Origin of the sequence: Teredinibacter sp. KSP-S5-2 (assembly GCF_032773895.1) — a bacterium.
Lineage (GTDB): Bacteria > Pseudomonadota > Gammaproteobacteria > Pseudomonadales > Cellvibrionaceae.
In genome coordinates this window covers 1,810,821-1,830,509 of record NZ_CP120416.1, presented here as the reverse complement: position 1 = coordinate 1,830,509, position 19,689 = coordinate 1,810,821, and the positions used below count along the sequence as shown (strand labels likewise).

Annotated in this window: 15 protein-coding genes; 3 read left to right on the top strand and 12 right to left on the bottom strand. The window is 42.1% G+C overall.

Annotated features, from left to right (window positions below; all coding sequences use genetic code 11):
* Positions 1 to 82: 82 nt before the first annotated feature.
* Together P5V12_RS08290 and P5V12_RS08285 are read left to right on the top strand one after the other, a co-directional pair.
* Positions 83 to 2,386, top strand: coding sequence for a TonB-dependent receptor (locus P5V12_RS08290; RefSeq protein WP_316956884.1), 2,304 nt, complete (start codon positions 83 to 85; stop codon positions 2,384 to 2,386).
* 111 nt (positions 2,387 to 2,497) lie between these two features.
* Complete coding sequence (locus P5V12_RS08285) at positions 2,498 to 3,262, top strand: ABC transporter substrate-binding protein (RefSeq protein ID WP_316956883.1); 765 nt, start codon at positions 2,498 to 2,500, stop codon at positions 3,260 to 3,262.
* 62 nt (positions 3,263 to 3,324) lie between these two features.
* On the opposite strand, the gene P5V12_RS08280 is transcribed toward P5V12_RS08285, so the two are convergent.
* From P5V12_RS08280 to P5V12_RS08245, 8 genes are all read right to left on the bottom strand, one after another.
* A complete protein-coding gene (locus P5V12_RS08280) occupies positions 3,325 to 4,275 on the bottom strand; it encodes a 3-oxoacyl-ACP synthase III family protein (protein WP_316956882.1) in 951 nt (316 codons plus the stop codon).
* A 90-nt stretch (positions 4,276 to 4,365) separates the two neighbouring features.
* Positions 4,366 to 6,144 carry a thiamine pyrophosphate-binding protein gene (locus P5V12_RS08275; protein ID WP_316956881.1) on the bottom strand — a complete coding sequence of 593 codons (1,779 nt, stop codon included), beginning with the start codon at positions 6,142 to 6,144 and terminating at the stop codon, positions 4,366 to 4,368.
* A gap of 557 nt (positions 6,145 to 6,701) precedes the next feature.
* Positions 6,702 to 9,137 (bottom strand): putative bifunctional diguanylate cyclase/phosphodiesterase, encoded by a 2,436-nt coding sequence (locus tag P5V12_RS08270; protein WP_316956880.1) that lies wholly within the window; start codon positions 9,135 to 9,137, stop codon positions 6,702 to 6,704.
* 799 nt (positions 9,138 to 9,936) lie between these two features.
* Positions 9,937 to 10,443, bottom strand: coding sequence for a hypothetical protein (locus P5V12_RS08265; RefSeq protein ID WP_316956879.1), 507 nt, complete (start codon positions 10,441 to 10,443; stop codon positions 9,937 to 9,939).
* A gap of 214 nt (positions 10,444 to 10,657) precedes the next feature.
* Entirely contained in the window at positions 10,658 to 11,074 is a 417-nt protein-coding gene (locus P5V12_RS08260) for a hypothetical protein (protein ID WP_316956878.1), read from the bottom strand.
* A gap of 63 nt (positions 11,075 to 11,137) precedes the next feature.
* Complete coding sequence (locus P5V12_RS08255) at positions 11,138 to 11,458, bottom strand: hypothetical protein (protein WP_316956877.1); 321 nt, start codon at positions 11,456 to 11,458, stop codon at positions 11,138 to 11,140.
* A 16-nt stretch (positions 11,459 to 11,474) separates the two neighbouring features.
* Complete coding sequence (locus P5V12_RS08250; RefSeq protein ID WP_316956876.1) at positions 11,475 to 12,002, bottom strand: hypothetical protein; 528 nt, start codon at positions 12,000 to 12,002, stop codon at positions 11,475 to 11,477.
* Positions 12,003 to 12,127: 125 nt separating this feature from the next.
* A complete protein-coding gene (locus P5V12_RS08245; RefSeq protein WP_316956875.1) occupies positions 12,128 to 12,460 on the bottom strand; it encodes a hypothetical protein in 333 nt (110 codons plus the stop codon).
* A gap of 402 nt (positions 12,461 to 12,862) precedes the next feature.
* Here P5V12_RS08245 and P5V12_RS21775 point away from each other — a divergent pair, with 402 nt between their 5' ends.
* The gene (locus P5V12_RS21775; protein ID WP_410483326.1) at positions 12,863 to 13,120 is read left to right on the top strand and encodes a phage integrase N-terminal SAM-like domain-containing protein; all 258 of its coding nucleotides are present in this window, start codon (positions 12,863 to 12,865) and stop codon (positions 13,118 to 13,120) included.
* Here the strand turns inward: P5V12_RS21775 and P5V12_RS08240 are convergent.
* The 4 genes from P5V12_RS08240 to P5V12_RS08225 form a co-directional block, all read right to left on the bottom strand.
* Positions 13,054 to 14,145, bottom strand: coding sequence for a DUF5009 domain-containing protein (locus P5V12_RS08240; RefSeq protein WP_316956874.1), 1,092 nt, complete (start codon positions 14,143 to 14,145; stop codon positions 13,054 to 13,056). The genes P5V12_RS21775 and P5V12_RS08240 overlap by 67 nt on opposite strands.
* 134 nt (positions 14,146 to 14,279) lie before the next feature.
* Complete coding sequence (locus tag P5V12_RS08235; protein ID WP_316956873.1) at positions 14,280 to 17,411, bottom strand: efflux RND transporter permease subunit; 3,132 nt, start codon at positions 17,409 to 17,411, stop codon at positions 14,280 to 14,282.
* Positions 17,401 to 18,525, bottom strand: coding sequence for an efflux RND transporter periplasmic adaptor subunit (locus P5V12_RS08230; RefSeq protein WP_316956872.1), 1,125 nt, complete (start codon positions 18,523 to 18,525; stop codon positions 17,401 to 17,403). Before P5V12_RS08230 ends, P5V12_RS08235 begins: the two co-directional genes overlap by 11 nt.
* 55 nt (positions 18,526 to 18,580) lie before the next feature.
* The gene (locus P5V12_RS08225) at positions 18,581 to 19,528 is read right to left on the bottom strand and encodes a MipA/OmpV family protein (RefSeq protein ID WP_316956871.1); all 948 of its coding nucleotides are present in this window, start codon (positions 19,526 to 19,528) and stop codon (positions 18,581 to 18,583) included.
* Positions 19,529 to 19,689: the final 161 nt, after the last annotated feature.

The following is a 19,689-nucleotide window of genomic DNA, read 5'->3' as shown; positions in this document are numbered from 1 at the left end:
ATAATTAGTTATGAAAACAACGCTTGTAAACAAAAAAGTATTATTAAAAACTGCCGCCTTATATATGTATTGGGGTTGAACAATGAGAACTGTAGACCGCTTGTATCCTTGCATTACGTTGGTATTTGCATGCAGCCTTACCTATGCAGCCGCAGGTAATGCACAGGAAGGCTCGAATTCCTCGGGCCTATCGGGCAATACCGAAGAGGTAATTGTCACAGCCCGAAAACGGGAAGAACGGTTACAAGACGTTCCCATTTCAATCAGCGTTTTCAATGAGCATATTCTGCAAAGCCCGACTATTGAAGATATATCGCAAGTTGCTAACTTCGCACCCAATGTCGAATTCAGTTCATCGCCCCCTATTTCCGGTACAAGCAATGCTGCCGCGGTGTTTATTCGTGGTATTGGCCAAAACGACTTTCTGGCAACCAATGACCCCGGTGTGGGGATTTATCTTGATGGTGTCTATATCGCTCGTTCAGTCGGAAGTGTTTTAAAAATAAACGATATTGAGCGAGTTGAAATTTTGCGCGGCCCGCAAGGCACACTGTTTGGAAAAAACACCATAGGTGGTGCAATCCAGGTTATTTCTCGCAAACCAACAGAAGAATTTAACTCAAGTATTGAAGTTACCGGTGGCAATGAAGATCGTCGAGATTTGGCTTTAAGTGTTGAGGGCGGCTTATTTGGTGGTTTGAGTGGTCGCTTATCGTTACTTGATGAAAACCGGGACGGTTACGTAAAGCAGAATATGGGTGATGAGTATTTTGGTGATATTAATCGCACAACAGCAAAAGGCATACTTCACTGGCAGTTCAATGACGATTTTGAATTCACTCTGACCGGAGACCACACTGCACAAAGGCAAAACTCGGCCGCTGAAGTACAGGTGGAAATTCAGGATTCCCGTGATGTCAGCACGGTTCCACCCTCAGAATGGAAAAACTGGGAAACATTTAACGCACTTATTGCTGAACCTCAGTTCGGCACATCCTGGGATTCGCGCTGGCTCCCAAGTGCAAACGACGATGGCTTTAACAACTACAGCACCGGACCAAATTACGACAACCTGGATATCTCCGGTTTAGCTCTTACCGGAAACTTCGCTCTTTCCGATTCGATGATACTGACATCCATTACCAGCAAACGAGAAATGCAAAGCAATCTCGGCCGCGATGCGGATGCTTCCCCCCTCGACTACGGCCACCAGGTAACCGAGGATGAGCAAGACCAGTTTAGTCAGGAGTTGCGCTTGTCCGGTGAACTCGATGACACTTTAGCCTGGACAGCTGGACTCTATTATTTATCGGAAGGCATTGAGAATGCTCAGGATGTTGTTTTTATGGATGGCTTATATGATGTCACCGGCGGTGCTGCCGACGCATCGTTTAGGGTCTTCAATAAAATTGATGTGGAAAGTCGAGCGGCTTTTGGCCAGGCAACCTGGAATCTGCATGAAAAAGTCGCCCTAACTGGCGGCCTGCGTTACACCAAGGAAGAGAAAGACTTTTTTATCGACATATCAACTGCAAACTCCGGACAGGCAATCATTGGGCCGATGGATAACCCGTCCGATTCATGGACAGATACCTCGCCAATGCTCAGTGCAAATTATTATTTCTCAGATAAGTCGACTATGTACTTTTCCTACAGCGAAGGGTTTAAAGGCGGCGGCTACAATGGGCGACTGGTTAATCCTGTTCGCGATGAATCCGGTGAACCAATTATTGACAAATTTGATCCGGAAGAAGCCAAATCATTCGAGTTAGGGTTTAAACATCAATTTGCGCAAACCTACGTACAGGGCTCCGTATTCACAACTGACTACACCAATCTGCAAGTTTCCGTCTTAACTGTTGGGGCGAATAATCTGATTGCGGTGACCATCGACAACGCAGCGAAGGCTCGTATTAATGGTGCTGAACTCGAGTTAAATACCACAGTATTTAATAATCTGGATCTGAATATGGGTGTCGGTTACCTCGATGCCAGCTATACCGAGTTAAAAAGTAACACTTTGCTCAACAAGAATCACGAACTACAAAAAATCCCCAAATGGAATGCGCATTTAAGAACCGAATATCAACTCCTAACGCAGTCCTTCGGCGAGTTCACGTTTGCTATTGAAGGCAGTTACAAAAGCAAGACATACAATGATCCTCTCAACACAGAATCCGTTGCACAACCAAGATATACTCTATTGAATGGTTTCATTCGTTGGGCAGATCAATCTGATCACCTGAATTTGACATTATTTGTTAATAATCTGACCGACGAAAAGTACTATCTCAGCGGTGCCAGTGAAATGGCATCCGTGGGGGCCTCAACGGCAACCTATGGAAGACGGCTGGAATGGGGAGCAACACTTGGTTACAGCTTTTAATAGGCACAATAACGTAGTATTAGCCAAATGCATCAATTCAGGTTTTGACTTGTTCCAATTCTATGCAATAACAACGAGGGATCTCGATAAAAGCGACAATTTGGAGCACCTGTGAAGAAGCTTGTTTTTTCTAGCTTAGTATTATCACTTACCGTGTTTGTTCTATGCTCCTCAGCAAGTGCTGAGCCCACACCTGTTATTACGATTGCAGGAGTACATCTCGAAACCAGGCTAACCAAGGGGAACAGCTCTCAGTACAATCTGCTGTGGAAAACAATGGCGAAGAATGGACTGAACTACGATATGACAATTCTCCCCCTTTCGCGTACAGCAAAAATGTTTGCCACAGTATCGGACTGCGTTTTCCCCTCCTCACTGAACTCTGTCATGAATCACTTTCAAATTGGGAAAAGTGAAAGTGAGTTCCTCGCTTCTGAGCCTGTTGATTTCATCAGCATGCGTTTATTTACTCGACAAAGTAACGACACGTTATCGTCATTCAAGCAATTACAAAATAAACGAGTAGCCATCTGGTTGGGCTTTGACAAAGACATTTTCTTAAAAGGAATAACAGCAACCATTGATGAAGTTGAGTCGGAAGAGATTCGATTGAAGATGCTGATGGCCAACAGAGTAGATGCGATCATTGGGTTTACACCCGATGTCATGATTGAAGCAGAAGAACTCGGTTACCCTATTCCGCACTTTGATGAAAGCTTATTTGTTTTTAAAGGTGAAGGAGCCTCATTGATTTGCCATAACAATGCGCAAAACCAAAAGTTCGTTACCCGGTTTAACCAAACACTGGAAAGATTGAGGGACTCTGGCGAACTGCAAAAAATATTGGGGCCACACGCCAAGCTGTATCGCGATTAAGCCCCAAAACGAAGATATCCGGCTAAAGAAACATCGCATCCCTGCGACTTATTCCAATACTTTTAATAGCGCCACAGCATTGCAGCAGCATATCCACCAGCTGAAGGCGCCATAAATAAAAGCACTTCATCTCGTTTTATTTCACCTTTTTTACTCCAGTAATCAAGAGTTACCGGAATATTTGCCACCGTCATATTGGCATACAAACCAATAGTATGTTTTATTTTATCTTCTTCAATACCCAACTTATCGGCCCAGGTTTGCATCATCTTATAACCAGACTGATGCATAATGGCACAATCTATTTCGATATCTTTGTTTCTGTCCACTAATGTTTTAGCCACTGAAGATGGAAATAAAATTAAATCTTTTACGGTGGTTCGACCTTTAGGTGGCGACACGGTGAAAAATTCTTTTTTCCCAGTAAATTGTGGGTTTTTCATCACCAACGCATCAAACACTTCAGGTTTACTGTTGTTCAGTTCATTCTGGTCAATAAACGAATTATATTCTCCATCGAGAATCACCGCCCCGGCACCATCACCAGCAAAAGCATAGTTTGGTTTTTCTGTGTCCAGCACAGTATTCACCCAATCCGTTGATGTGACAACAAGCACCACTTTGGCTTTACCCGTTCGAATATACGAGTCGGCAATACTCACTGCAGAAATAAATGTCGCACACGCAGTATTTAAAGGGTAAACACTTGCGTTCCATGCCTCTAACTGATGTTGCATTAAGTTAAGGTCATCACCGTAAAGGTTTCGGCTTGGCTGAATAATACCGATAATCAAATCAATATCACTGGCACTGTATTTACTGCCTTCAAGTGCATCTTTCGCTGCTTCAACTCCCATCATGAGCGCCGTTTCGTCACTGTTTGCATGACGACGTTCTTCGAAACCCGAAAAGTACTCATCCATTGAATCAAAAAGCGCATTACCTCCAACGAATGTACTGTTAGGCACAATTTTAGATGGTAAATAACTACCTGTAGCTTCTATACGTGACATACTTAATTCCAATTTAAAGAGAAAAGACAACACAGGCGTTAAAAACAGCCTGTGCTTTGAAATGTACAACAATTTGAATTTTAGTCGAGATTACCCACCTGGGGTGGCGGATTCGTTATCGGCCAAGCCTTTTATTCTGTCGCCCATTGGCGGAACTTCTTCGGGGTCGACACAGACGTCAATAATTGCGGGCCGGTTTTTCTTCAATAACTGTTTGATATTCAGGTTGAGCAGTTCTTCCGTAGATTCAATGCGAATTCCTGTTACACCCATACTCTCTGCCATAGCAGCATAATTAATTTTATTTAATTCCCAACCAATGGATTCCTGACCACCCAAACGCTGGCCGTGCTTAACCATTCCCAAGGCGGCATCGTTAATCACAACAAACACCACAGGCAAAGAATACTGAGCGGCAACGGTAATTTCCTGAGCACTCATCAGATAGGAGCCGTCGCCTACCAAACATACAGTGGGTGCAGAAGGATTCCCCATGGCAGAGCCAATGGAGGCACCGATTGACCAACCCATTGAACCATATCCCATAGCGATGCGGTAATAACCTTGGTCATTTGAACGAATAAAATAATGTGTCGCCCAAGCCCAGGCATTACCGGCATCAATAAAAAAGCGGGTATCTTCCGGCAAATTTAATGCTAAATAAGAAACCAACCTTTGTGGTTTAACCGGGGTGCTGTGGCTAAAACATTTTTTTACATCTTCAATGGGTAATAAACTATTTAAACGATTAGCAATGCCCTTCATAGGCAAAGCATTCCATTTACGTCCCCATTTCCGCGCTTCCCTCACGTTTTTTACCAATTGGGAAAAAATCGCTTTTAAGTTACCAAATACATGCAAGTTAGCCATGGGTGAGCGAGTAAAATGTTCTACCGATGCATCAATATGAACCAGCTTGGTATTTAACAGCTCATCGTTCCAACCGCTTGTCCCAATTTCACTTAAAGTTGCACCAACCGCCAGAATCAAATCAATTTTTTCGCTTCGGAACAGTTGTTTTGCACTTTCGTGTCCGGCAAACCCGTATACTCCGTGATATTGCGGATGCATTTCATCCACCCAGGATTTACCAACAGGCCCAGTTACAAACGCTGCGCCAGTTAAGTCGATAAATTCCCGAATCTCTTTTATCGCTTTACCCGCACCACTTCCAATATACATGGCAATGGTGTCCACTTTGCCCAGCTTCACACACAGTTGTTTGATCGCCAGGTCGTCGGAAACATAAAAGTCGTGAACAAATAAATCTGAGTGGATATGCGGTTTTATTTGGGTTTTGGAGCGAAGAATGTCCGAAGGAATACTAATGTGCGCAGGACCATTTGGAATTCTGTGCGCAGACATAATAGATGATACTAATTTACTTTCCAGCTGTTCCTGGTGCGAAACCAAGGTGCTGTAGCGAGTACAGTGACGAAATAGACCGACAGTATCAATCGCGGTACAGCTCGACTCCTGAAGTGCGCGTCGACCGAATTTCGGTAGTGGCGTTTGTGCGGTAATCACCAGCATCGGAATTTCATCACTGATGGCAGAACTGACACCAGTAATTAAATTGGTTGCTCCCGGCCCCGTTGTCGCACAGACCACAGCCATTTTTCCCGTTTCGCGGTAATAGCCATCGGCCATAAACGCCGCGCCACATTCATGCCGTGCAACAACCAGTTGCGGCCCTCCATTACGCTCCGATCGAGCTAGCGCATTTAGCAAGGGTTCAATTGCACCACCCGGAACCCCAAACACGTATTTAATGCCCAATCGCTTCAAGTACTCGACAATCATATCTGCGTAGGTTGCTTCTACGACTTCTGGTCTGACAAGTGGCAACACAGGTACATTTTCGTGCATAGCGCGTTAATTCCTATTAAATAAGTGTGTAAATACCTCCCCTTAGTACCAAATACACCTCCCTTAAAGCTGAGTACATTTTATACAAACAATGAATAGTGCGCCATGATGGTTAGAACTTTTAGAACTTAGACCAGTACTACTTTCGTCTGGATTTCTCAGGTAAGAGGTGAACTGTCAAGACTTCGTCATCCCCTCAATGTCGTTGCGGCAATTCACAAAAACTTTCACTACATTTGTTGGAAATGTATTAAATTGCGTGTGAATTTCTTCGAAGAATAAAACCTTAAAATTAAGAGGATTAATCATGACACGCAAGCCAAAACCAAAATAGGGCTCATAAAACAAATATACGTGCCAATATAAGCGCTATTTATTAGATTTTGAAATCAGAAGTTAATTATTTATAACGAGAATGCTGGAATATTGACGATGCTTTGGTTTACAGGCTTATATCAAATATGAATTATATTTCTCTGAATAATATTTCAAATAAATATAAAAATAGAATTAGAACGATCGTCCAACAGGTACAAAAGCAGTACTTTTAACTTAAGCTAACTGGACAAAGTCATACTTTTATACGGAAGCAAATATTTACTGTGAAACTTATCGAGGCTTAATGGCCTATCACCCAGGTACCCCTGGTAATACACACTCCCGTGTGCGTTTAACCACTCGACCTGCTCTTGAGTTTCAACACCTTCAGCAACGACACCAAGCTTAAGCCGTTTGGCGATCGCAATAATAGATGAAACCAATGCATCGTCTTGAGGATCGTGAACACAGTCTTTAATAAAAGACTTATCAATCTTAATTTTATTAACGGGTAATCTTTTTAGATAGCTTAACGAACTGTAACCTGTACCAAAATCATCCAAAGAAAAAGTAATACCTTGAAGCTGCAGTACCCTCGCCTTATCGATTACTTCGTTCAACCGCTGTAATGCCGCCCGCTCGGTAATTTCAAATTCGATTGAGGTACCTTTTATATCGTGGCTATTTAAAATGGCCTGCACATTCGACACAAAAACGTGCTGATGCAAAGTGTTTGCACTCAGGTTAACCGATATACGTAAATTCTTAGGGAACAAGCCCTGGGCTTTCTGCTGCTTAATAAACTGACAAACCCGATCCAGAACAAAGTAATCGACATCCACAACCATTCCACTTTGTTCGAGGAATGAAATAAAATCATTGGGTGAAACCGTGCCTTTCTCCGGGTGATTCCAGCGAATTAAAGCTTCGGCAGACACCAGATCTCCTGTTTTCGCATCGAGAATGGGTTGTAACTTTACTTCAAATTGTTTTTGCTTAATTGCAATGCGCAACTCAGATTCCAGCGCCAACAGACTTTGTGCCTCATCCGCCATGGAATCTTCAAACACTTTATAACAATTTCTTCCAAGTTGTTTTGCTTTGTACATCGCGGTATCAGCGAACGAAAGCAAGGTTTCCAAATCGTCACCTTCCAGCGGGTATAAAATAATACCGATACTGGCACTGATAATAAATTCGCTATTGCCGATCGAAATAGGCTTACGAATATTAGCTAGAAGTCTTTCCGCCAAATCCACTGCAAGTTGTTTGGCAACGTCCAGGTCTTTATGCAATTCAGGCATACAGAGGACAAACTCGTCGCCGCCTAAACGAGCTAACGTATCTGATTCTCGTTTATTACTTTCTATTTCTTTAGCAAGCTGAATTAATAATTGATCGCCAGCGGAATGCCCCATTGAGTCATTGATGCGTTTAAAGTCATCCAGGTCAATAAACATCAACGCGCCGTATAAATTTAAACGCCTTGCACGGGAGATATCCTTTTTAAGATACTCGTACAGCATATTGCGGTTTGGCAAGCCGGTTAGCGTGTCAAAAAATGCCAGGTACTCAACACGCTCTTCCGCTTTCACCCGCTCGGTAATATCGACACAGACAACCAATATGCAGTTTTTTCCATGCATATTAAAAGCGATAAAGCTAATTTGCATCGTATGAGTTTCATCATTGGCGTCCGTCAATTTCTGTTCAACAGAAAAACTCCCCTGCTTCATTTTAGGCAGGCGCTTTAAACAAAAATTTAAACTTTTTGCTTCTTCAGGGTTAATCGATTTATGCAGATGAATATACGATTTACCGATCAGCTTTTCTCCCGAACAGCGGTAAAATCTTTCTGTCATGTTATTCACAAAGATAAACTCACCATTGCCATCAATCGCAAAAATCTGATTAGGGCTTGCATCCAAAATCAACCGTAGTTGCTGTTCCCGCTGACTTAGTTCCCCTTGCCAATTTTCAATAGCCGAGATAAAAACATTGGCACTGTTAACAATGTTCCCCAACTCATCATTTTGATGACGGCTCAAATGCATTACACGCCGACCTTCGGTTTGATCTGGACGGATACTCGCAAGCCTCGCGGAAATAGTGGTAAGTGGGCGGGTTAACATGTAATGGAAAATCAAAATGAGCACAATAGCCATGCCCATATTGCGTAACAGACCAGAAACAAAAATGGTAATTGCGCGGTTGTAGAACGGAGCCAATCCCCTATCGCTATTAATATTTAATACCAAACTTCCCTCTTGTACATTGTCATCATTGACTAAAGGGAATTCGTACTCAGCAATTCTGTCTGTTAGCAGTTGGGTAAACCATTGTGTCGAAGACGTATAATTGTCCGATGCTATTTCATACTCGGCCATAATCTGATTATTATCGTCTTTGATCGCTGCGTAGGTGAGGAAACGGTAGTTATTTAACCCTTTGACCACTTCAGTAGCTAAGCGACTGTCTAACAAATGAACAGCTCGTTGCGCAGAGTTTTGCACAACGAGGAATATCTCCCGAGCATTGTTATCAATCTGCTTGAACTCATTGCGCAGATCCATAGCAATCTGAATAAACGCAACCAAGATCCCGAGCATAAGCGCAATACCCAAGCTCGCTCGGGTCAGGCGGAAGGCAATTTTCTTTTGAATGTCTTCTGCCAAACTATACGCTCCCCTCTATGGTAAGAACACCCAGGCCGCTTTGAAATATCACAAGCATATACGAAACAATATCAGCAGATGCTGAGGCTTTACGACAAAGGACAGTATAAGACTGATCAAGCATAGCGTTTCATTTTGTAGAAGTGGTTTTAATTATTATCCTGATACAACCTCTTCGCTTTATAGCAACCCCCACAAATTCTGTCGTAGGGCTAATTCGAGGTTAAAGCGAGAACTCCTTACATATCTATCTCGGCACACTGCATACACCGCAAAACATCAGATCAACCTAATGTACAGAATGCGATCCCTGCCTCGCGCAGCCAAGAAACTAGCTTAAACCAACGTTTAGTATAGTGCCAGATGGAGTCGTTCACAAAAAACCGCCGGCCAAATAAGCAAAAAAAACGGAGAAAAAGATCAATATATTCAAATAGTTAGACATACAGAAAGAAAGGCGACTAACCGAAAGACGGAAGTTTCCTCTACCCAAGCGGTAAACTGCCTCTGCGAGAGACTTGGGAAAGAAAGAATAGGCACGGAGCATAAGGCACAAATGGACATTTTTTGTACTAACTCCTGTATTTTCAGAGCAATGATTTTAGGCGTTGGGATAACCTATTCGCTGCTAGATTCGCGATGAAAGCATGGCAAGAAGTGTAACTAAATTTATATAGTAACCTTCCTTTGGAGTTGATCCTTACCGCTGTTGCTTGTTAGATGTACTGCTGTGGTGGTCAAGTATTTTTGGCCACTACAGCCGGGGAATCCCTGAAGTGGCCTGTAGCCTAACCGCCGGCTACCTAGACTTGTTAACTAAAATTTCGCGTACCGTATTAACAATAGCATTTATTCGATTCGTATTTTCCTGAGTGCGGAACGCAGCCCTTTTATTTCTTTCACTAGCGTTAACCCCATATTTACCACTATAAGGATTGTGCAAAACACAGAGTTCAAATTCCTTCGATAGCTCATTTATTTCTTGATTAAGAAACCGTTCCATTTCGTTTATCTGATCGACAAGCTGTTTTCGCTGATGCTCGTCTTCGGTATAAGCACCGAAATGATCAAAAACATAGGTATATTCTTTGTTTTCATGATCAGGAATTTTATTTCTTACCTGGCTGTGAATCTTGTTGTATGAAAAGTGGTTTCCACATCGAGAGATAATAGGGTTACAACCTTCTCTATTATCTCCAGTTTTTCCTACATACAAGTCTATTTCTACATCATTGGAAGCAATTACAACATATACGGAGAACTCTCTTTTAATAGCTTCAGAGTTTAACGTGAACGTATGGGCCATATTTCTCCCTATGGTTAACAGGTTGGAGCTCACCATCACGCAGCAGGAATAAGCTATTTGGGCAGATTGATAGGCGGACGCGCTCGCCCATTCTTACCAACTACGTCTTAGTTTAAAATTAACTCCCTTTCAATTTGGACGACATGTCATTTTAGTAGTGTAGCCGAAGGCGAAACGGAGAAAATATAGGCCAGCCTACGCTTGTTAGAGCTCGCTACATTCTTGTGTTTTCATAGATAACACCTTCATGGCAATCGTCCCCAGCCTGCTCACAATCGACGTCATGAATAGATATTTTCATATAAGAAGCAGTAAGGGCTAGAATATTGTATACCTGTATATCAGGTTCCAATAATTCTCCATTTAACTCAGTGTTTGATATATAAAGATTTGTTCCTATGCACCACCACTCACCGCTTTCTGTTTGAGCCGACTTACCAGAGCCACTAATATACTCGAAAGAAAAAGAGTACGTCCCATCAGCTCTATACTTAGAGTATAAGGTCCTCTGTGATTCCATAACGCGGTCATATCTTTCTCCGATCCATTCTCCTACTATATCTGAGCACTCATTATTCTCTGCCCATGCAAAAAAAGGAAACAGCAACATTATTAATAAGATACTTTTCACTACTACTCCAATATTCATTAGCTCTAACGCCCTAAACAGCAGCTTATCCGCTGCCTTTGCTTGTTAAGAGTTTTTACTTGCGAAATCAAGGCAATCATCAAATAAATCCTTAGCAGATTCAAATCTGTAGTCTTTGTATTTTTCACAAAGATCAGAATGCACTTTCCAGAAAGCATCTTCATCCATATATTCAAAATCATTAACATTTTCATGCATTAGTACTTCAAGCCAGCTGGATAAATCCTTTGAAGCCTGAATATTTTTATTATGAAAATCGGAATAAATGTTAAATATCCCGACCTTTGTATTCGACAGCATATTATTAATTGATGTATATCCAGTCAGCCCCAAATGCCTGTAAGCTTTCTTTTTCGCCTCTTCCATTCACACCTCTTAACGTTTAGCTAAGCCGACAATTTTTGTTATGCGATGAATCTTCCGAAAAGACTTTATGCAGAAGACCTGTTTCAACAAGATAACGTCTGCCTGGCTCAGCCAAGGCATATAATCGTTCTTCCTCGTCAGGATCTGGATTATTGATTACTCTAAGAAACCCCATTTGAAATAGCTCATCCAAACAATACTGAGCATCTTGATAATGAAGGCTGTCTTGATCTTCAATCAACGTAGAGGCACATTGTCCGTTACCTAGAGGTACATCTTTATGCATCCATAGTACATATTCCATATTATCCGTTAGCTTGGGATGTTCATAGCTACGTAGTCGGTCTGACATTCTCCTGATTTCAAAGCCTCCTAAAACAGATAGCAGAATTAGAATCGCTACCACTGCATTTGGGACTTCCAGATACTGTAAATAAAATATCGATACAAGCCTCTCATATATAGCCGTAATGGACACAGACCCAGCAACGAGAGCGATTATTTGAATGCGATATTCATTCAACAGTTCAGAAAGGATTCTCATAGGTTTATTTTTTTGCATAACTGGTCGGGCTGTTCAGCGGCTCTTTAGAACCAGCTTTTACTCTGGTATTTGTGGAGACCTATCTTTTAGGCCGGAGCAAATACCGGTCGCTAAACAGCCTCTTGTTAGAACTTAACCACGACTCGCCTTAAAACCTCTACATTATTAATATTGCATTGACCGGTACCTATTAAGCTTACTTTCTTTCCGGCAGCAAATGCCATAAGCAATGTACTTTGAATCCTTTTTCCATACTCTGTAGTCAAGTCGATAGCATACTGGTAAGTTGGATTAACGCAATCTGCCGGCCTGCTTTGGACCTCACCATTAATACCTAGAGCCATATAATTTTGAAAGTTTTCATCCTGAAATATCTCAACAATATTTACGTCATCAGAATACCCTGCGAACGCAGAATTCGTTAAGAATACAAATAATAAAACCACCAATATCTTCACAACTCCCCCAAACTAAAACTAGTTCTAACAGTTTATTCTACGCATCAGATGCGTATATCCCTTTGTGCACATATTTCTTTTTTGCATTTATACTTTTTCTTCAAAATCAAGGAATTAACTATATCACATGCTGAAAAAAGCGTACACGAAGTGTAAAACCTCTTAGATTTTTGTCGCGTAAAACTTCCCGCCCCTCGAAAACGTAAATACATAACTCTTTGATTTTAATAAACTTTCAACGATTGTTGATTAAATAACTAGCAAGTTATGCGCATTATGTACGTATAACTCTGACAAACAATACTCTAAAGAAAGTTGAAAACGCCCTCAACTACTGTGTATTTAGACCGCACAAATTAAAAGCAAGAGCTGTCATGGAAGATATCCCAATAAATCTGGAAAATGAGCGTAGCCCATTTTTTACGACATGTTCGTGAGGTGATTCCTATTAAAGGCATGGCTTACAAAACAGAAAAAACGTATCTAACATGGGTTAGGCAGTTCATCTCCTATACCGAAAAGCGCCACCCGAGTTCTGTTGGCGCCGCAGAGGTATCCCGTTATCTTACTCACCTTGCTCTGCACAAAATTGCTTATATCTTTATCACAATATTCTTTCGGTATAAAAACAAACATACCAACCAGAAGATGAAAACATGAATTAATGCATAAACAAGGGAGGCATTTATCGGTGTGAATATATGGCTCATATGCTGAAATAGCCATTCACGCAGCATTCCAGTTCCGCCGGATGGAAGGGACATGTCGACCAAGCGATAACAATCCGTCCAGACTGCGGCAAAAACATAAATAAACAATGGGTTCATGCCATATACCACCAAAGGTCGAACCGATGCGTGATAGCCTTGAATATCGACAAACCAGATAAACAATGCCAGTACCCAAAGTGCCACAGCCGAGGTAACCAGCACGTAAGAACTGGTCCATAGGTATTTGTTAATCGGCATCACTATGCTCCATAGGTAACCCAGAGCAAATGCAGCAACACCCCATATCAATAAATATTTTACAACCTGACTTTTTTCCGAACTTGTTGCCACTAAGCGGCCAACTTCAAAACCAATAAAAATACTGACGAGTGACGGTAAAGTACTGAGTATTCCTTCAGGGTCAAATGGTATGCCTTTGCCCTGCCACATATGCCCTTCCCCAAGAAGCATTAAATCCACTTGCCGAACCAAATTGGTTTCCAGCGTATAAGCGCCATCTCCTACACTTTGCAATATCAACCAATATGCCACCAATAGAATGATAGATAAGATTCTGATTCCAGTTGGTTTGAGTAAGAGCACCAATATTGCAGCCAAAGCGTAAGCTAAGCCAATTCTGCCCAATACACTCATAATGCGTAAGCTGTCGAAGCTTTCGTAGGTAGGAAAGGCATTTAAGGCTAAACCAAGTAAAAAGATAATGAGTGAACGCCTGAGTATTTTTATTATCGATACGGTATTCAACTGAAAGTTTTGTTTACTAAAGGAAAAGTACATCGCCACACCGATAATAAACATAAAAAACGGGAAAACTAAATCCGTTGGTGTCCAGCCATGCCATTCAGCGTGTAATAACGGAGGGTATACATGGGACCAGGAGCCAGGTGTAATAACCAAAATCATCAGGGCAATGGTTAGCCCTCTAAAGGCGTCTAAAGCTAGGTAACGCTGCATTGTATCTCTCTATTGTTATTGTGAAGTATGCGCATAGCGAACGGGCTAAAACACTATAGACCAGCTCACAATTTAAACAAATTAGAAAGAGTACGTAAACCTCGATAATGGAAAGGCCTGTCCACTTAAAGCAATCAGCACACCTGCTCCCCGGTTGTTTTAGTCATGTTATCAGGAACAAGGTCATTAATAGATGGTGTAGTTTCAACCAAAGGAATAAGTAATAGGATAGAAGGCAATAACAGTAATGTTAGACCCGTACTTAATAGAATCCCGATTCCCAGAGAAACAGCAATGGGTACCAACCATAAAGCCTCCGGGTCAGACTCCCAAAGCAAAGGCATCAAACCGGCAAAGGTGGTAACAGCGGTCAGAAATATGGGGCGTAATCTTCTAACACAGCATTCCATTATGGCCTCTTTCTTGGATAACCCCATTTGCATATTTTGCAGAAAATAATCTACTAATAGTAGTCCGTTATTAATCATAACCCCCATCAGTGCGATTAAACCAAACATGGATATCAAACTATATTCGATGGGTACGATAAGGTGTCCAACAACGGTACCAATAAAACCTAAAGGAAGAATCAGAATAATCGCAAAAGGATAACGATAGGATTTCATCGGAATCGCCATAAGCGCAAACATAACAAAAATGGCAATTATGCTCGCACTTATTAAGCTGGAAATAGATTTAGCGGCATCTTTTGCTTCACCTTCGATACTATAAGAAACCCCTGGATATTTCTGAGCGAGTTGAGGTAAAAAATCCTCAACGACCGCCTCCGCAACACCTTCGGCATCGACATAACCAATGGTATTGGCGTAAACAGTAATTGCACGTTGCGCATCGATACGTTGAATTAATGTATCAGTTTGGGTTTGTTCCAGTTTGGCAATAGTATTTAGCGGCATAAAATGCCCGTCAGGTAAGGCAACGTCCATCGCCGACAAATCGCCGATGCTATTTCTGTTGGATTGATCATAGCGCACCATTACCCGCCACTCTTGCTCATCAAGTTGAACACGTTGTGCTTCAACTCCGTAAAAAGCGGATCGAATGGTATTCGCCAACCAGTTTTGCGTTACACCGTAGGCTTCACCAGCAGCAGTTGCATGAACTAAAATATCATGGGATTTACTTAATGCGTTATCACGAATGTCGACCACCCCATCAATACTCGATAAATACTTTTTAACTTCGTCTTTGGCCAGGAGTAACGCCGTCAACTCATCTCCACTTAACTGAATTGCCACCTGTTCGTCACCATTCGGGCCTGACGCAATATTTGCGGATTCCAACTCCGGCATCAAGGGCACTTTGTTTCGCCAGGTATTGGCAATAATATGCGCGTCAAAAGGCGCATCTTCTCTATGACTTATTTCCACATCGAAAATAATATCCGCCCCGTCAATATGCATTCGGTGCATAATAATGGGTTCGTAATCCAGTTTATTTTTTTCTTTTACTTCTCGATTGGTTTGCAGCAACGAATCCGTAAGGCGTTGGGCAATCGCTTGTTTTTGCTCTGCAGTTAAGTTGGCATCCACATTAAACAACGCTTCTACTTCGTAGTCCGCAATATTCGGCAAGGTAACCATGCGAATAGCGCCAGAAAACATAATAACGCCACTTAACAAAAATAGTGCTAATGCTATGCCAATTACACTGTATGGCTTAGCCAGACAACGATCCAGCAACCGACGATATGGACCTTCTGAAAAAGCCACCAGGTAAGAATTGGTTTTCCCACGTAACCTTTCAAGCCGACTTAAATTTAGCTTCCTGCGTTTTTTATGTAATAAATGGTTAGGTAAAATTAACTTCGATTCAATAATAGAAGCAATTAAACAACATATCACCACTAATCCAATACCCGCCATTTGACTGCCCATTTTCCCTTCGGTCAGGGTCAATGGAAAAAACGCCACAATGGAAGTGAGTGCACCAAAGGTTGTCGGCATTGCAACCTTCTGAGCTCCCCGAATCACATTATCGACTGAATGGCCATAGAGCGTGGTTTCCTGATGAATGCTTTCGCCGATTACAATTGCGTCATCCACGATTAACCCGGCAGCAATCAAAAAACCAAATAGCGTAATGGCATTCAAACTAATATCGGCACCACTCATATAAATAATGCCCAAGGCACCTAACATAGAAACGGGAATACCAATTGCGGTCCATAATGCAACCCGGAAATGAACAAACAATCCCATAAAAATACAGATAATAAAGAACCCGGTAATCCCGTTTTCTAACAACAATCCAACGCGGGATGAAAATTCGCGGGAATCATCCATCCACACCTGAACCGTTAAATGCTCGCCTAATTGTTGTTGATATTGCGTTAAATAATTTCTTATCTGATTACTCGCCCTGGTCAAACTGACATGCTCATCTCGACGAATAGACAGGGATAAGGCATGTTTACCGTTAAAAATGGTCGGTGAATAGCTGGCCACTGGCTTGATAGAAACAGTAGCAATGTCACCTATCGTCAGTATCCGTCCGTTTGCATACGACCGAATAACAATATTTTCAAAGTCTTGCGTATTCAATGCCAAGCGTTCACTACGCAACAGCAACTTGCCATTGGCAGTTTCGATATTGCCAGCGGACAAATTAATAGAGGTATTACGAATAGCTTGAGCAATATCGGTCATGCTTAGACGATACTTTTGCAAAGCCAACGGAGTAAGTCCGACTTCCACTTCCATTTCTGGCGCATCGTCAATTTCTGCCAGTGTGATACCCGGCAAAAGAGAAAGCTGTTTTGACAGATCCAATGCCTGGTTGTACAGCACGTTAAACGGCACATCACCATATAAACTCACCAACAGTAAAGGCCCAGTGGTTTCCGGCATGGTATAAATAGGTGGTTCTGCGTATTCAGGAAAGGTGCTGATACCATCCACTTGCGACTTAATGAGTGACAGGGCCTTATCCGGATTAACCTCAGCCATCAACTCTAATTGAATATAAGCATGATCCTGATAAGCATTGGCGATAATACGCTGAATTTCCTTCACATCAGCGAGTTGTTGTTCAATCTTTTTTACCACCAAAAGCTCAACTTCTTTCGCTGACGCACCTCTTACTGCAACACTGATGTCAACCCGGTTAGGTGCAAATGGTGGAAACACTTCCTGCCTTAGAAAAAGCATACCCACAACGCCCATAACCAAGATGATCACCAGCAATGTTTTACTGGCAATGGGGTGTGCAATAAACTGTGCGAGATAGCTTTTGTTATTGATCATGATACGTCACTCTGGGTTGTGCCGGCATGCCATCCCAGATTCTGTCTATGCCCGAAGAAATCAACTCAATTTTATCCTGGTTGGGAATATCCACAATCAGCGTTTCATTCTGGGTAAATACCAGTTCAAATGACAACTCTTTTACTCGACTATCATCGAGTACAAAAACCTTACCTTTATTGTTCACGGAATCTTTCGGTAACGAGAAATAGTTTCCACGTTGATCAAGCTGAATTTCCGCACGCAAAAAATTTCCAGGGCGGATTTTACCCAGAATATTTTCCGTTAAATGAATAATGCCTTCGGACATCACCTGACGTGTATCTTTATCCTGAATTGAACCTATCTTTAATCCAGTAAAGCTCACCGTCATTGGGTTACTGGAATCCAAAGAATAGAGAACAACTGAAACCTGATCTGGAACATGATGTCGCATAACATCGTTCACTTGCTCTGGCGTGAGGGGAATCTGTGCGATGACTTTATCTGAGGGAATAATTTCTGCGAGCGACACAGATGGGTTCACCATATTGCCAACACTGGCAAAACGATGAATAATCCAACCGTCAAACGGCGCTGTAATTGATGTTGCATCCAGGTTGTGTTGAGCCTGCAAGACAAGATATTTCGCCGCGGACAACTCAGCTTTTGCCACATCGACTTGCGGCAATCTCGCAACATAGGGAGACGGTTTACTGGTATGCTGAGAATTCCATTCATCAATCGCACGCTGACTTAATGTTTGCTCTTCGATGAGATTCAGTTTCGCTTGCGCAACCGCCTGTTTTGCCTGAGCAAGCTGATACTCAAACTCGGTTTTATCCAACTCGACTAATACCTGCCCTTTTTTTACTTGCGCCCCTGCTTCAAATTCGGGAGCTAGTCGTACAATTAAAGCGGTCACCAAGGGGTTAATCAAACTAACCTGGTGCGGCAACAATTCTGCGTAGGAACTTATGGTTTGTTGATACTGTGCGCGTGTTTGAGTTTCGGTATACACCTCAAAACGCCGTACTTTTTCTACTTCTACCTCCGCAGCGGTAGAGTTTGAGTGAAGAACCAATAGCATCCAGGTAACACACGCGCTCCTTATCCAACCATTCTTGTTCGTCATAGGATAATACCCCACCCATTTACCGCCGCGTCGATTACACGTCTCATACCAGAAATCAAAAACTGTATCCCATACCAATAAAGCCTGTAGTCTGAGAAGATGTCTCAACAAGCGGGCTATCTTCAATTTGAGAGTCATAGTATTTGTAACCAAGCTCCCCCACGATATGCCAGTGAGCATTAAGACTCCATATCCCAACCACGCTGAACTCTGCATCAAAATTATTTGTCGCTTCGTACGCAGGTCTGTAGCTCCTTGCGTCCTCCGCATCCACGCCGAAATAGTAATCGGATACTTTATCTTCACGATAGGTAAGCATTAAAGATGGCATCACAATGAAATTATTGATTCGATAGGGTTTGGATATTTCCAGTTCCGCCAAACTGGCACCGTGACCATTCGCGACATCGGTCAACAGGTTCAATTCAAATTCAACAACCTTTACATCCAACATCAGTTGAACCCCACCTTCATAACCAAACCCGGTATCATCTAAACCTTCGTATAGCAAGGAACCGTCTTCCGCATCGGCCACTTCATAGCCGGAATCAGGGTCGATCTTAAACATGGGGGAAATGGCAAAATAGTCGTTTTTCCAGGCATAGTATCCATACCGGGTGCCACGAAACCAAAAACGTTGATAGTTACCAATAATAAGGGGAATTAATTCAGCTTCTTCTGACTGTTGCTTATAAATTTGTGTATCAAGGGAAGCTGCCAGACCAAAAATCACGGGCAACCCGCCGCCTGTTCTGCCGTCATCTTTATAGTTTTCTATTAGCGTACCATCAGGTTTTACAATCGCTTCATATTCCTCACCATTAAGGACGTACTCAATTTCATAGACCTGCGTGCCTTTACGTTTGTATTTTCTTACCTCAGTAGCTTTACCACCAAGATTCAAAGCATCAATTATTGACTGTGCTTCTTCCAATGACATAGCGAATGATTGCAGCGGTATTAACAACATGTTCGCCAAAATCAAACTAATCAAAAATTTCATGATGTCGCTCCTAGTTTTTTCTTATTTTGTTATCACAGAGGTGACAAAACGGTAATAAAAAACAAATAAAAACACTAAAAAGAAAGTCGATATTGCAGGATCAAAAAGTGGTTAAAAAATAGCAACCTGACTCTATTCAGGTTCATCGAGCAGTGCCTGAT

What these genes read in the sequence shown, in the direction of transcription:
- P5V12_RS08290 (WP_316956884.1), top strand. Translation starts at nt 83, where the DNA reads ATGAGAACTGTAGACCGCTTGTATCCTTGCATTACGTTGGTATTTGCA.
- P5V12_RS08280 (WP_316956882.1), bottom strand. Translation starts at nt 4,275, where the DNA reads ATGTCACGTATAGAAGCTACAGGTAGTTATTTACCATCTAAAATTGTG.
- P5V12_RS08275 (WP_316956881.1), bottom strand. Translation starts at nt 6,144, where the DNA reads ATGCACGAAAATGTACCTGTGTTGCCACTTGTCAGACCAGAAGTCGTA.
- P5V12_RS08265 (WP_316956879.1), bottom strand. Translation starts at nt 10,443, where the DNA reads ATGGCCCATACGTTCACGTTAAACTCTGAAGCTATTAAAAGAGAGTTC.
- P5V12_RS08255 (WP_316956877.1), bottom strand. Translation starts at nt 11,458, where the DNA reads ATGGAAGAGGCGAAAAAGAAAGCTTACAGGCATTTGGGGCTGACTGGA.
- P5V12_RS08250 (WP_316956876.1), bottom strand. Translation starts at nt 12,002, where the DNA reads ATGAGAATCCTTTCTGAACTGTTGAATGAATATCGCATTCAAATAATC.
- P5V12_RS21775 (WP_410483326.1), top strand. Translation starts at nt 12,863, where the DNA reads ATGAGCGTAGCCCATTTTTTACGACATGTTCGTGAGGTGATTCCTATT.
- P5V12_RS08240 (WP_316956874.1), bottom strand. Translation starts at nt 14,145, where the DNA reads ATGCAGCGTTACCTAGCTTTAGACGCCTTTAGAGGGCTAACCATTGCC.
- P5V12_RS08235 (WP_316956873.1), bottom strand. Translation starts at nt 17,411, where the DNA reads ATGATCAATAACAAAAGCTATCTCGCACAGTTTATTGCACACCCCATT.
- P5V12_RS08230 (WP_316956872.1), bottom strand. Translation starts at nt 18,525, where the DNA reads ATGACGAACAAGAATGGTTGGATAAGGAGCGCGTGTGTTACCTGGATG.
- P5V12_RS08225 (WP_316956871.1), bottom strand. Translation starts at nt 19,528, where the DNA reads ATGAAATTTTTGATTAGTTTGATTTTGGCGAACATGTTGTTAATACCG.